The organism is Sphingobacterium sp. UBA7855 (assembly GCA_002500745.1).
Lineage (GTDB): Bacteria > Bacteroidota > Bacteroidia > Sphingobacteriales > Sphingobacteriaceae > Sphingobacterium.
The window spans coordinates 351,712-365,235 of record DLST01000011.1; the positions used below are offsets into that span (position 1 = coordinate 351,712).

Below are 13,524 nucleotides of genomic sequence, written 5' to 3' on the forward strand. Positions count from 1 at the left end.
ATCTCCTTTCTATTTTTGTCTCGTTTATTTTTGTTTCTTTACCCTAACGTCAAATATATTGTAATACCGCAACGTGCTGAAGTCTTTAAGACTCATAAAGTCATAGGTAAGAGGATAATTAAAAATATTTTCTGTTTGCTTCTTATATAGAAGCATATCAAGGAGTACTGTTTCGATAGCTTTTGCTCCTGTTGGATATTGAATAAAGCTCCTCTTACCGCCACCACGGTAGTATATCAGTAGCTTACTGCAATCAAGCACTTTAATATCGAATTCATCCAATGGTTTGTTGTCCAATATTTTATCTATGGCTGTATTTAAGCTTGCCCGTGTTGAATCCGTTTCTCCCATCAGAATCGTATGCGTGCCGTAAGTTACTGAGGAGAGTACGTAAGGAGAATAACCTGCCTCGGAAAAAACAGCTACTTCAGCTTCTGGATAAGCATCATGATATTCCATAAAATCGATAAATAGGGTGAGTTTATTGACGTTGCTTACCCGCAGTGTACTATTTGTTTTGTTAATTGTCGTTGAGTCGCCCCTTTTTACAAGCGACAATATTTTTTTTACATCTTTCGAGTTACCGAGATATCCTTGTATTTGGGCATAATCCTCAAACGTACTGGAACTGAATATTATGCTGCTCACCTGTTTCGATTTTTCGAACTTATCTGCATAACTAAGGACATTACTATAACTAGGTTCAAAAAATCCCAAATCGACAGAAGCGTCGTTGTGAGATAAAAAATGGAATTTTACTTTTTTTGCCTTAGATTCCATGCTTTCCAAACGGGGACCTTCTATCGTATCCTTTAGATGCCATATACCACCTAAGTAAACCTGCTCATCGATGTTGTCATCGGCAAAAAGTTCACTCATCGGTAACTGTACTTTCCGAATTTCGTATTTATCCTTTGGAAAAGTAGGTTCATTTTTCGTGGTATCTGTAGGTACCACTACAGGTGGTTCTACTTTAGGCTCGATAGGATCTTTGGTACAGCTAATCCATACAAGCAAGCTGATAAGAAGCAAAAAATTTCTTGTAAACATAATAAAGTTTTAATGGGCTAGTTCTACTATCGGTAATATATAAAACGATATGAATTTATTATCAATAAAATTAAATATAATAACCTAAGATAACACTTATTTTATACAAATCCAAATATGCCCAAACATTATTAAATTTCTGCCAAAATAACAACCTCTTAAATTTCGCATTTACGATAAAGTATTGTGATGTTGCTAGAACAGCTGAAAATTGAAATTGCAGAAGAGGTAACTGATTTTAGGCATAAAAAAAGCAGACAAACTCAATTTAAAGAGTTGTCTGCTAAAGTGCCCAGGAGCAGATTCGAACTGCCACGCCCATACGAGCGCCACCCCCTCAAGATGGTGCGTCTACCAATTTCGCCACCTGGGCTTATGTTGACCTTTGGTATCACAAAAATAAAGAATTTTCAGTCTTTTACAAGTCGAAAATACCTTTTTAAAGCATTATTTTACTAAATTCCTATTGATCAACGTTCTAATTACACCGTCAACAAGCCCAACTCTTGGTACGATGATTTGTTTTAGACGGCCATGCTTCATAATTGTCAGGAAAATTTCACTCGCAGGTATGATTACATCTGCACGATCTTCGTTTAAACCCAATAAAATTATACGCTCCTTTAAAGAAAATGACGATAAATGTTCATATACAGCCTTTAATTTGGCATAGGATAACGGCCTATCCAATTTTTCATTGGATAAGCGCGCAAGCTTATTAATATTACCACCCGTACCAATTCCAATCACCTGCTTATACATATGTGTATTGCTTCGCACCCATTCTTTCAATTCATCCCAGGTTTCGGCCTTGTCCTGATTATCGAGAATTCGTATTGTTCCTAGATTAAAAGACCTTGAGTTGACCAAAATGCCATTCGCGAACAACGACAATTCTGTACTACCACCGCCTACATCAATGTAAAGGTAAACTTTATCCTTTTCCATCTTATTATCCCAATGACTATTGTAAATAATCTCAGCTTCTTTTGCACCTTCTATAATATCGATGTTTATACCGTTTTTCTTTACCTCAGCAACAATATCAGCTCCATTCTTCGCATCACGCATAGCGGAAGTGGCACAGGCTATATAATCTTCCACATGATATACGTCCATCAGTTCACGAAATGCCTTCATTGTTTTTACCAAACTCTCTGCTTTCCGTGGCGATATTTCCTGATGAATAAAAGCATCATCCCCCAAACGAAGCGGAACACGTAGCAGTGTAGTTTTCTTAAAATTATACTGGTCTTTTTGTCCTATAATGTCAGCTATCAAAAGACGAACTGCATTGGAACCTATATCTATTGCGGCGTATCTCACTTTATATATAATTCATTAAATTATGCTAAAATAAACACAGTAATTAAAAACTATGTTATACGAATGTTAAGTTATCATTAATTTAACAAATAACAAACGATTATTGCAGGGAGTTTGATCAGACATGGCCATAAAAAAAGAGTATTCATTTACATGAATACTCCTTCTCAATTTCTTTAGCCTACTGCTTAGTGATGATGCTCTTCAACTTTACCACCGGCTAACGTATAGATTTCTGCCACTTTTTTCAAAGATTCTTCGGAAACATGAATGACATTTTTATTCGTATTGCGCTCCTCATGCGATAATCTTGTATTGATCTCTCCTTGTTTTTCAACCACAAGTGCTAAAAATGCTTTATCGTTGAATGCAGATGTACTGTCTGAACCTATTGACGCTGGGATCTGAAATGCAGGCACACCGCGCTGTGCGTCGCCAACATGCAATTCCTTCGCTAGATTGTCCAATTCTGGTAACACGGCTGCATATGCTTCTTTAATCTTAGCAGCCACATTTTTCACCTCAGCTGAAGTAGATTGTTTTACTGCTACATCGGCAAGATTTACCAGGTAGTTTCCATTTTCGCCAACGAATTTAATCATTGCAAATGCATCACCATCTGCTAACGAAGCATTCGCATATTGACGCTGTCTATCTTCAGCAGTTTGTCCACAAGATGCAAATAATGTACTTGCACAAGCCGCAACAATAAATAACTTATTAATCTTCATATCAATTTTGTTAACTATACAAAAGTAGATAAAATATATGTTCTCCGAAACCCTATCTTTGAAAAGAAAGCAAAATTACGCAACATTTCTTCCCGCATTCACAACGCCAAAGATTGTACGTGCTATTAATTTCGAATAATCGTCACGTTGTGCATCCGTCAGCTGATCCGAATTTAATGCACGAATAGCAAAATGCTGTATAACCAATAACGGCAGCACAATTCCTTCCCGCGCTAAAATAGACTCACGATCCACTGGATAATTCTCCATCAGTTGTGACGTTCCACTAAGTTTCAACAGATATTCTTTGGTGACCTGATATTCGTTGTACAGTGATTTCCAAAAATCACCATAAATAGGATCGTCTTTCATGTAAGCGGTAATGTCAAAATTGGATTTTGTCATCGACATCATACAGTTATCGATCAATGTCTGGAAAAATCCCGAAGAAACATATAATTGCTGCACATCCTTCCAAAGATTATTTTTTTCCGCCCATTGCAGTGCAGTTCCCACCCCATAAAATCCGGGGATATTTTGTTTCAGCTGGCTCCAAGAGGTCACAAAACTAATTGCGCGCAAATCTTCCAACCGCAACTCACGGCCCGAATTACGTTTAACAGGTCTACTTGAAATATTGATCGACGATAACGCTTTTAATGGCGACATGGTCTCCAAATACGGCAAAAATAATTCATTCGTGCGTAGATCCATAAACTTATGGTGACTTAGCTCAGCCAGTTTGTCAATGATTTCTTGTTGATGTTTCGTTAATGTGTCGCCCACACGTTGTTTCAAGTCAGAAATAATTCCGGCGTGCAACAATTGCTCAATATTAAAGCGCGCCGTATCTAAAGACCCGTACTGACTACTGATGGTTTGTCCCTGAATCGTCAACTGAATATGATCATTGGCGATTTCTTTTCCCATAGATGCATAAAAACGCTGTGTTTTTCCTCCACCCCGGGCTGGCGGGCCACCACGACCGTCAAAAAATACCAGATCGACTTCATACTCGCGTGATATTGCCGTGAGTTCGATTTTTGCACGATAGATAGACCAATTGGCCATCAGATACCCACCGTCTTTCGTGCTATCTGAATAGCCCAACATGATTGTCTGCTTATTTCCTCTTCGTTTTAAATGTGCTTTATACTCCTTATTACTGTACAAGGTTTTCATTACATCTGCCGCCCTAGTCAAGTCATCAACAGTCTCGAACAAAGGCACAAAATCTATCGTCAAAGCCTCTTTTTTCCAACCTGACCATAAAAATAGTTGACGAAGTCCCAAGATATCACTGGCCTGTTGGCAATTACTAATAATAAAGCGTTGTGCTGCTCGCTCAGAACCTGAACGCTGGATATCTTTCAATAATTTGATCACTCCGGAAGTATCCTTCGTCAACGCATCCGCATCCTCTCCTACTGTTAAGTCAAGTTCTTTAAATTTTAATGCCTTTTGCTTATCGCTTTCATTCAGCGTTAGGTAATCCAATGGCATCCCGGTCTTCTCTTGGTTGTGCTGGATCAGATAATTGGTAGCCTCACGAAGTATGCGGCTATCTTGTCGGATATCCAATGTGGTGAAAAAACAACCGAAAGTCATCACTTTGCGGAGTAAATCATCAACAATCTCAACGAAAAGACCATTGTGGTATTGCACTAAAACATTTTTGATTGCTTTTAGATTAGTGATAATATTGTCGGTTTCGTCCACAGGATGATCAACTGGATTAAAGCTATTTTCGTAGAACAATGTTTGCAGATTTTCCATATATTCTTCAACCCCACGAAAGGTGATCCGCCGCCTAACGATACGAAAATCCCTGTAATAACATCTAAATAAAATAGTACGTAATAGGGCGGCAACTTTCTTGGTGCTCTCCACACTTACGTTTGGATTACCATCACGGTCACCTCCCGGCCAAAAGCCCAATTCGATCAATTGTTTTACTTCTTCTGTCTCTACATTTAGTTCATCATCAATGAACGACTGAATCTCCGAAGCGACCTTATAAAACACATTTTCCAAAAACCAAGCTAAACTGGCAGCCTCATCTACTGGAGTCGGCTTATTTTTGTTGATGAATGGCGTCTTACCCAATTGCTGCAGTAACAAGTGAATACTATGTATATCATTGGTTTTGATTGCATCAATTAGGTCGTTTATAATGCCTAATACTGGTCCGGGGTAAAACTGGGTAGGATGTGCAGTCAACACGAGACGTACAGAAAAATCCTTCAATTTAGAAACGATCTTACGTCGCATATCATCACTGCCTTCGGCATTCTTAATCAATGCTCCTAAAACGTTTTCATCATCGCCGCGGCCGACCATCTGAAATGAAGAATCTTCTATTGCGTCAAATAAGACGACCTGACGCTCTATATATTGAACAAATCGAAACAACAAATCGATACGTTGCTCTTCCGAAGAAAATTCCTCATGCTGATCGAAGAAACTTTTTATGATCTCATCAGGAGTTAAATGCTGATCGACACCCTTTTCACATTGCTTTGCAAAAAATGGCAATAAAGTTCCGGTATCTTTAACACGCTGAAACGGCAATGTTAAAAACAAACTTTTGAAAAGCTCAAAGCGTGTCAATACCTCGTCCTGAAAGACGGCTTCATTTTTACTTTGCTTCATATTTAAATCTTTGAAAGTGGTCAAGAGAGTTTAGGTGACTCTTGAAATTCTGTAATATCTCTGAAATTACCCTATGCCTCCAAATATAATAATATTATATTTAAACAAATAAAAAAATATAAATTGATCAAAAAAACAATTATATTATTATAAACATACTAACAAACACTTCTGATATTGCTATCCTTAGATCACCAGTAATACTAAAAATTAAGCTTCTTCCTCTGTTAGAGGGCTATAAATGAAATAGCGATTTACCGCGCTCATGGAGTAATATCGAAGAACAATTGTTTTTAATATGAAAAGCAATTTATCTAAGTTTGTACTATACATTATGAAACAGACACAAGAAATAAAAAGTTTTTTCTACAGCCAATATTTTGCTGATGGACTCCGAATCACTATTGGATGTATCGTGCCTGTCCTTATATTTGCTACTTTCGGACAGTTTACCAATGGAACAATCGTTTCCTTGGGCGCCCTTCTAGTGGGCCTTTCCGATACACCGGGAGCCCCCAGCCACAGAAGGAAAGGGATGATTGCGGGAGCAATTTTGACTACACTAACTTTTATTCTGACCAATGTAGTTAATCAAAATGTATATCTACTAGCAATATTTATCGGCATGGCCTGCTTTATATTCGCTATGTTTGCAGTATTCAATAGCAGAGCTGCCAATGTGGGCCTCATGTGTATTCTGATGATGTTGATTCATGTACAGATTCACTACCCCATCGCAGAAGCCATCAATTATTTAGGCTTTTATACATTAGGAGGATTATGGTATATCGCCATCAGTCTTTCCATTACCCAGGTTCGTCCTTACCGGTTGGCTGAACAGGAACTGTCCGAAACGATCCGTTATGTCGCAGATTACATCAGGTTGAAAGCTAATTTTTACGATGCCAAAATCGATAATGACAAAAATTACCTGAAGCTTATTGACAAACAAGTTGAAGTAAACCAGCATCAGGAAAACTTACGGGATGTATTGTTTCAAAGTAAACGATCGATTAAAGATACCACGAAAGTAGGACGCTACCTAACACTCGTTTTCAATGATATCGTCGACCTCTTTGAGCAAAGTATGGCAGCGCATTATGATTATAACGCCATCAGTGAGCGCTTTGGCCCCACGGGAATCTTAGAAGATTTCAAAAATGTGATCTTAAAATACACCAACGAGCTTGACAATTTAGCCTATCAGCTCAATACAAATACACAGCCTAAACCCTTATATGATTTCGACACAGATCTCAGCCGTCTTCATGCTAAGATCGATCAGCTGGATCGAAACCAACAGTACAGCACGTTCGCATTACGCAAAGTATTAATCAATTTGCGCGATCTCGTTCGTCGAATCAGAAATATATACGGCTACTCACATCTACAGCCGGATGATGTCAAACGCAAAGAAATTGATGATGCAAAACGTTTTGTCCAGAGCTCCCCAATCGATTTAAAAAAGTTTCGTGAAAACCTTACTTTAAAATCGACTATATTTCGACATGCCTGCCGGATGGCAATTGTCATGTCGATCACTTATTATGTGTTTGAAGTAACCAATATCACCAACAATGTGTACTGGATCCTGCTCACGATTATGGTGATCTTAAAGCCTGGCTTTGGACTCACAAAAGAGCGAAATATTCAACGGCTTATCGGAACCACAATAGGTGGGCTCATAGGAGCCTTTATACTCTTAACCATTCATGATCCCACTGTGCTATTCGTACTGTTGGTATTCTTTTTTCTAACGGCATACAGCTTGTTCCGAGTTAATTATGTTATTGCCGTACTTTTTATGACACCCTATGTATTGATTATGCTGAGCTTTGTCAGTGCCAATACCTTGGATGTCACAAAAGAAAGAATATTGGATACATTTATAGGTGGTATGATCGCGTTTCTATCCAGCTATGTTATTTTCCCAAATTGGGAAAGCATGCAAGTCAAGGAATCCATGCGTAAGCTACTTATCGCCAACTACAATTACATTGTTCAGGCATTGAAAGAAATTGCAGGTCAAGCACCTTCCGTCACCGATTATAAATTGACCCGCAAGGCTGTCTATGTAGAAACAGCCAATATGGGTTCTACATTCCAACGGATGCTGACGGAACCAAAAAAACGTCAAAAATATACGAAGGAAGTGAATAAATTCGTCATATTCAACCATATTTTGGCTTCTTTCTCGGTGACCTTAATGAACCATCTTGACGAAATGGACAATAATTATATCAATAAGGACCATGTTCGGGCAATCCGAAAAATCTTAAGTTCACTTGAACAATCCATTCAACTGCTACATTCTGAAGATAGTACCAAGGAATTCGTTCCTCTGATCATCGAGATTCCAAATGACCGATTTGCCCATACAAACACCAGTTCAGTAGATGGACAGCTCCTGAACGAGCAATTAGAGTTTTTAGGTAAAATTGCTCAAGATTTACATAAAATTGTTCAGGATCTCCACGCCAAAAGCACAGCAATGTCAGAAAATGATCTGCAAAAGGCTTTAAGCTGATTTATTCTATAAAATTATCGACATTTACATCATGAGTGATAGCATGACACAGTACGACCTGATTATAGTTGGAGGCGGGCCAATTGGCTTAGCTTGTGCCCTAGAAGCGAAAGAATCAAATTTAAATTATCTTATCCTTGAAAAAGGCTGTTTGGTTAATTCTCTTTATAATTATCCCCAGAATATGACTTTTTTCTCTTCCTCCGAAAGATTAGAAATTGGAGATATTCCTTTTGTAACAACCAATCCTAAGCCTAGACGGATGGAGGCTTTGGAGTATTACAGACGCATACAACAAAAGTTCAACCTAGATACACACCTCTTCGAAGAAGTACTTGACATCAAACAGCAAGGATCCGGTTTTTTGGTTACCAGCAATAAAAGGATGTATTTGAGCAAAAAAATCATTATTGCGACCGGCTTTTACGACATTCCGATGTTGCTCAATATTCCGGGCGAAGAACTTCCCAAAGTCAGGCACTATTATGATGACCCGCATTATTATAGCAGTCAAAAGGTAATTGTTGTTGGCGCTAGTAATTCATCTATTGATGCTGCGCTTGAAACTTTTCGAAAAGGAGCTCAAGTATCTTTGGTCATCCGTGGCAGCGCAATCAGTCATCGGGTAAAATACTGGGTAAGACCAGATATTGAAAATCGAATTGCTGCAGGGGAAATTGATGTCTATTATAATAGCTGCTTGACCGAAGTAACACCGACCTCCGCGTATATCCAAACCCCAAATGGTACTATCGAAATCGAAAATGACTTTGTGCTGGCTTTAACGGGCTATCGACCCAATTTTGATTTTTTGAAAAAGATCGGGATTGACATTCCCCTAGAAGCACCTTGTATTCCAAGTCATAATGAAGACACGATGGAAACAAATGTAGCGGGAATCTATCTAGCAGGCGTTGTTTGTGGTGGCTTAAATACCCACCTATGGTTTATTGAAAATTCACGAATACATGCCAAACAGATTATCGGACACATTCTTCAATCAACACTTACTTAGCCTGAAATCGTAAGCCATTCAAGAAGATTTTCATCATTTTCTTTTGTAAACTCAGGATATGATCGAATTCCTCTTTTGTGGGAAATAGCATATTTTTCATATCCTTCAGTATGCCCATACGCATACCGAACAGCGAGTATAAAAGAATTCTGGCCGTTTCATTGATATCTTCAACCTGTATTTCTCCAGCATCAATACCGATCTTCAGAATCTTCTCAATAATTTCAACTTCCCGAAGATAAGATTCTTTAAACACCTGCTCCAATTCGTCGGGGAGTTCTTTCACCATCTTCATGGTATATTCAAACAAATTGTAATATTGATTGATAATTTTGACACGCATATCAATGGAGTACATCATGATTTCCTCGAAGTCGCCTCCCTTCCCTATCACGTCCTCCAGATCTTCGATCATTTTATCAATTACATATTCGAAGACAGCAGAATATAAGCTATTTTTGTCTGGAAAATAGTAGTATAGCAATGCTTTTGAAAAATTGAGATCTTTGGCTATTTCCGACATCGTTGTCTTAGCCATTCCGAAGTGTGCAAAGCGCCTTGTCGCAGCTTCTAGAATTTTGATTCTTTTTACATCTGCATTACCCATTAAACTTATATTTTTTATCGTAAAATAAACGGTTTATACTATCTTTACCGATTATCATGCTAAAGATAGCTGATTTTTTTGAATTTCTGAAAATTAAAGTCAATATGGAGTTAAACGTTCAATCGAATATTTCTTTGAAGCCTTTCAATACGTTTGGAATAGAGGAAAAGGCAAATTTTCTCATTGAAGTGAAGGATAATGAAACATTGACCGAAATTTTTAAAAACAACATTTTCAAAGACAATTTTTTTGTTCTGGGAGCTGGAAGCAATGTTTTGTTCACCAAAGCTTTCGAGGGATATATTATCCGCATGACGAGCAAGGGCATACAGTCAAAAACTGATGGCAACGATGTCTATGTAACAGCGCAAGCTGGAGAAATCTGGAACGACTTCGTCTGGTATTGCATTGAGCATAATTACGCTGGTGTTGAAAACATGGCGCTGATTCCTGGCACTGTAGGCGCCTCCCCCGTTCAAAATATAGGTGCCTATGGGACAGAGTTAATGTATATCTTTCACGAATGCCAGGCTTTTGATACACATACAGGTAGGTTTGTACTATTCCAGAAGGAAGATTGCTGTTTTTCCTATAGGGACAGTATCTTTAAAACAGCACATAAGGGCCGGTTTATTATCACTCAAGTAACCTATAAACTCAGCTTAACCCCTTATCTTAACACAAGTTATGGCGCAATAGAAGCAGAGCTTGATAAAGAAAATATAACCAATCCAACTATTGCCGATATTGCAACCGTTGTCTCCAAAATACGCGTGGAAAAGCTTCCCGACCCCAGTACCGTCGGAAATGCAGGAAGTTTTTTTAAAAATCCCATAGTAACTGAATCATTCTTCGCTACGCTCCAAAAAGAATACCCAACTATTCCGCACTATCCAATGCCCAATAATGAAACAAAATTAGCTGCAGGATGGTTAATCGAACAATGTGGTTGGAAAGGAAAGGAATATGGACAAGCAGGTGTATGGAAAAATCAGGCTCTTGTACTAATAAATAGACAAAGCGCTAGTGGACAGGAAATTTACCAGCTGTCGGAACATATTATAAGCGACGTAGCCAACAAATTTGGCGTTACGCTAGAGCGTGAGGTTAATTTGTTATAAAACCGTTAATTAATTCGCGTAAACTTTTCACAAGTAAAAAGTGACTCCAAAAACCCTCCATAGGGCTACAGAATCACTTTTAGCTAATTTTATTTACTTAAAGTTAGTCTTAAAACTGTCTTATCTGCCTTAAAATAACCTTAAAATTATATTAACAAATTCTATTTTACAATTTTTGGCGCATTATTTGCCTCATACTTAATGAACCTGATTTTATAAACTTACTGTTTTGTAAAAAGAACAGTTATAATTCATTAAGCTATGACTAAGAATGAATTTGACACCATGGTGATTGAGCAATCCGACTCATTAAAACTGTACGCCAGAAATTTTACCAGCGATTACGAAGATGCAAACGATCTCGTTCAGGATACAATTCTGAAAGCTGTAACCTATTTTAAAAATTTTAGAGAAGGTACAAATTTAAAAGGATGGCTGTATACCATCATGAAAAATACATTTATTAATAACTATAGACGTATTGTAAAAACAAACTCCTTTATCACAAAAGATGAGGATATTTCTAATGCAAACCTCCTCTTGTCTGCTTCCGCCAATCAAGGAGAAAGTAAATTTGTGATGCAGGACATTCATGAAGCATTATCAAATCTTTCCGAAGAGTATTACATCCCCTTTACACTTTACTTTGAAGGTTTTAAATATCATGAGATATCTGAACACCTGAATATCCCTATTGGAACAGTAAAGACACGAATACATGTTGCCAGAAAATTAATGAAAAAATCGCTATCGTCGTATAAAGTAGCCTAGTTTTTATATCTTCGCCAACTTAACATCACTAATGGCAGAGGAATTATTAGAATATAGCAAAAGTCAATTAGCTTTACGCAACGGTTGCGACAAACCGCAGATCTGGGTTGCCTACCGTGGCTACATTTATGATGTGGGCAAAAGTAGATTGTGGAAAAATGGAATGCATTATGAGCACTGGGCAGGGCAAGATCTAACTGAGGAGCTTCAAGACGCTCCTCATTCAGAAACTGTATTTTTAAAATTCCAAATTATTGGAAAATTAAAAGATAAATGATGATTATAAATTAAACTGAGATAGCGCTACAAAAGCGTTCAATCGCTTTTGTATGTCCTCTTGAGTGAGATTAACCAAGCGATCTGTTCCAAATTTCTCTACACAAAATGAAGCCAGTGCAGAACCGAAAATCAAGGCGTTCTTCATATTTGTAAAGTTTACGCTTTTTACTTTCGCCAGATATCCAATAAAACCTCCTGCAAAAGAATCACCTGCGCCAGTTGGATCAAACACATCTGCTAATGGAAGCGCCGGAGCAGAAAAGATCTGATTCTCACCGAACAAAAGTGCACCATGCTCACCCTTTTTAATAATTAAATAGCGCGGCCCCATTTCCAAAATAACTTTTGCTGCCTTAACAAGGGAATACTCGCCAGATAGTTGTCTGGCTTCTGAATCATTTATAGCTAAGACATCAACCATCAGAAGAACCTTTCTTAAGTCATCCATCGCAACATTCATCCAGTAGTTCATTGTATCGAGCACAACTAACTTTGGCTTATGTTTAAAGCGCGCCAAGGTGGTTAACTGTATTTGAGGGGTAAGGTTACCCAAGAGAAGATATTCACAATCCTGGTAGCTCTCTGGAATAATTGGATCAAATTCAGCCAATACATTTAAGTCTGTAGCTAAGGTATCGCGGCTATTCATATCATTATGATATCTGCCCGACCAATAAAAAGTTTTACCACCATTTATTACCTGAATGCCCGTTACATCTATACCCCGGTTCTTGATAAGATCAAGATAGTCGTTTCCAAAATCTTCTCCAACAACGCTGACCAACCTGATTTGATCACACAGATAGGATGCCGCCAGACTCGCGAATGTACCGGCACCACCTAGAATTTTGTCAGTTTTACCGAACGGCGTCTCGATAGTATCGAAAGCCACCGTACCAATAATTACTAAACTCATAGTTTTTTTATAAGCATGGTAAACAAAAAAAACCGGCATAAAGCCGGTTTAAATATTGCTCCTGAAGCTGGGCTCGAACCAGCGACCCTCTGATTAACAGTCAGATGCTCTAACCTGCTGAGCTATTCAGGAATTTAATTCCGAGAAATTTCTTTCCCAATGAGTGTACAAAAGTAGTACATTTTAATTTGTTATGCAAATAAAATTATTGCATTGCTGCTCCTGAAGCTGGGCTCGAACCAGCGACCCTCTGATTAACAGTCAGATGCTCTAACCGGCTGAGCTATTCAGGAATAAAAAATTGAATAATATAGATAACTCCGGTTATGTAAGTTACTAACTTGCTCCTGAAGCTGGGCTCGAACCAGCGACCCTCTGATTAACAGTCAGATGCTCTAACCTGCTGAGCTATTCAGGAGTATTTTTCAATTTTTCCGGAGACCCTATTGCGTTTCCGTGATGCAAGTATCGGAAGATTATTAGAATAGTACAAATTTTTTGAGCACATTTTTTACAACTTCCTAAATTC

The 13,524-nt window shown here is 38.1% G+C and carries 11 protein-coding genes and 4 tRNA genes; 5 read left to right on the forward strand and 10 right to left on the reverse strand.

Going from position 1 to position 13,524, the window contains the following annotated elements; all coding sequences use genetic code 11:
* Nucleotides 1-24 precede the first annotated feature (24 nt).
* The 5 genes from B2107_RS10220 to B2107_RS10240 all read right to left on the reverse strand — a co-directional run bounded on the left by B2107_RS10220 (nt 25) and on the right by B2107_RS10240 (nt 5,759).
* Entirely contained in the window at nt 25-1,050 is a 1,026-nt protein-coding gene (locus B2107_RS10220; RefSeq protein ID WP_293955527.1) for a hypothetical protein, read from the reverse strand.
* 289 nt (nt 1,051-1,339) lie between these two features.
* Nucleotides 1,340-1,423: transfer RNA gene (locus B2107_RS10225), tRNA-Leu, on the reverse strand.
* Between the two features lie 74 nt (nt 1,424-1,497).
* Nucleotides 1,498-2,376 (reverse strand): exopolyphosphatase, encoded by an 879-nt coding sequence (locus B2107_RS10230; RefSeq protein WP_293955528.1) that lies wholly within the window; start codon nt 2,374-2,376, stop codon nt 1,498-1,500.
* 188 nt (nt 2,377-2,564) lie between these two features.
* Nucleotides 2,565-3,107: a hypothetical protein gene (locus B2107_RS10235; RefSeq protein WP_293955529.1), complete on the reverse strand. Its 543-nt coding sequence runs from the start codon at nt 3,105-3,107 to the stop codon at nt 2,565-2,567.
* A gap of 75 nt (nt 3,108-3,182) precedes the next feature.
* Complete coding sequence (locus B2107_RS10240; protein WP_293955530.1) at nt 3,183-5,759, reverse strand: phosphoenolpyruvate carboxylase; 2,577 nt, start codon at nt 5,757-5,759, stop codon at nt 3,183-3,185.
* Between the two features lie 334 nt (nt 5,760-6,093).
* On the opposite strand from B2107_RS10240, the gene B2107_RS10245 reads away from it, so the two are divergent.
* Both B2107_RS10245 and B2107_RS10250 read left to right on the forward strand, forming a co-directional pair.
* A complete protein-coding gene (locus tag B2107_RS10245; protein ID WP_293955531.1) occupies nt 6,094-8,286 on the forward strand; it encodes an FUSC family protein in 2,193 nt (730 codons plus the stop codon).
* Nucleotides 8,287-8,317: 31 nt separating this feature from the next.
* Nucleotides 8,318-9,301 carry a YpdA family putative bacillithiol disulfide reductase gene (locus B2107_RS10250; RefSeq protein ID WP_293955532.1) on the forward strand — a complete coding sequence of 328 codons (984 nt, stop codon included), beginning with the start codon at nt 8,318-8,320 and terminating at the stop codon, nt 9,299-9,301.
* Here the strand turns inward: B2107_RS10250 and B2107_RS10255 are convergent.
* On the reverse strand, nt 9,294-9,908 hold the full coding sequence (locus B2107_RS10255) for a TetR/AcrR family transcriptional regulator (protein WP_293955533.1): 615 nt from the start codon (nt 9,906-9,908) through the stop codon (nt 9,294-9,296). The genes B2107_RS10250 and B2107_RS10255 overlap by 8 nt on opposite strands.
* A gap of 104 nt (nt 9,909-10,012) precedes the next feature.
* On the opposite strand from B2107_RS10255, the gene murB reads away from it, so the two are divergent.
* From murB to B2107_RS10270, 3 genes are all read left to right on the forward strand, one after another.
* The gene (gene murB / locus B2107_RS10260; RefSeq protein WP_293955534.1) at nt 10,013-11,029 is read left to right on the forward strand and encodes a UDP-N-acetylmuramate dehydrogenase; all 1,017 of its coding nucleotides are present in this window, start codon (nt 10,013-10,015) and stop codon (nt 11,027-11,029) included.
* Between the two features lie 261 nt (nt 11,030-11,290).
* Nucleotides 11,291-11,800 (forward strand): RNA polymerase sigma factor, encoded by a 510-nt coding sequence (locus B2107_RS10265; RefSeq protein WP_293955535.1) that lies wholly within the window; start codon nt 11,291-11,293, stop codon nt 11,798-11,800.
* A gap of 31 nt (nt 11,801-11,831) precedes the next feature.
* Nucleotides 11,832-12,077, forward strand: a complete 246-nt coding sequence (locus B2107_RS10270; RefSeq protein WP_293955536.1) for a cytochrome b5 domain-containing protein — start codon at nt 11,832-11,834, stop codon at nt 12,075-12,077.
* Between the two features lie 3 nt (nt 12,078-12,080).
* Here the strand turns inward: B2107_RS10270 and B2107_RS10275 are convergent, their stop codons facing one another.
* The 4 genes from B2107_RS10275 to B2107_RS10290 form a co-directional block, all read right to left on the reverse strand.
* Nucleotides 12,081-12,995, reverse strand: coding sequence for a PfkB family carbohydrate kinase (locus tag B2107_RS10275; protein ID WP_293955537.1), 915 nt, complete (start codon nt 12,993-12,995; stop codon nt 12,081-12,083).
* Nucleotides 12,996-13,053: 58 nt separating this feature from the next.
* Nucleotides 13,054-13,127: transfer RNA gene (locus tag B2107_RS10280), tRNA-Asn, on the reverse strand.
* Between the two features lie 87 nt (nt 13,128-13,214).
* A tRNA-Asn gene (locus B2107_RS10285) sits at nt 13,215-13,288 on the reverse strand.
* 51 nt (nt 13,289-13,339) lie between these two features.
* Nucleotides 13,340-13,413: transfer RNA gene (locus B2107_RS10290), tRNA-Asn, on the reverse strand.
* Between the last annotated feature and the right edge of the window lie 111 nt (nt 13,414-13,524).

Coding starts and splice junctions, on each gene's coding strand:
- B2107_RS10220 (WP_293955527.1), bottom strand. CDS start 1,050: ATGTTTACAAGAAATTTTTTGCTTCTTATCAGCTTGCTTGTATGGATT.
- B2107_RS10235 (WP_293955529.1), bottom strand. CDS start 3,107: ATGAAGATTAATAAGTTATTTATTGTTGCGGCTTGTGCAAGTACATTA.
- B2107_RS10240 (WP_293955530.1), bottom strand. CDS start 5,759: ATGAAGCAAAGTAAAAATGAAGCCGTCTTTCAGGACGAGGTATTGACA.
- B2107_RS10245 (WP_293955531.1), top strand. CDS start 6,094: ATGAAACAGACACAAGAAATAAAAAGTTTTTTCTACAGCCAATATTTT.
- B2107_RS10250 (WP_293955532.1), top strand. CDS start 8,318: ATGAGTGATAGCATGACACAGTACGACCTGATTATAGTTGGAGGCGGG.
- B2107_RS10255 (WP_293955533.1), bottom strand. CDS start 9,908: ATGGGTAATGCAGATGTAAAAAGAATCAAAATTCTAGAAGCTGCGACA.
- murB (WP_293955534.1), top strand. CDS start 10,013: ATGGAGTTAAACGTTCAATCGAATATTTCTTTGAAGCCTTTCAATACG.
- B2107_RS10265 (WP_293955535.1), top strand. CDS start 11,291: ATGACTAAGAATGAATTTGACACCATGGTGATTGAGCAATCCGACTCA.
- B2107_RS10270 (WP_293955536.1), top strand. CDS start 11,832: ATGGCAGAGGAATTATTAGAATATAGCAAAAGTCAATTAGCTTTACGC.
- B2107_RS10275 (WP_293955537.1), bottom strand. CDS start 12,995: ATGAGTTTAGTAATTATTGGTACGGTGGCTTTCGATACTATCGAGACG.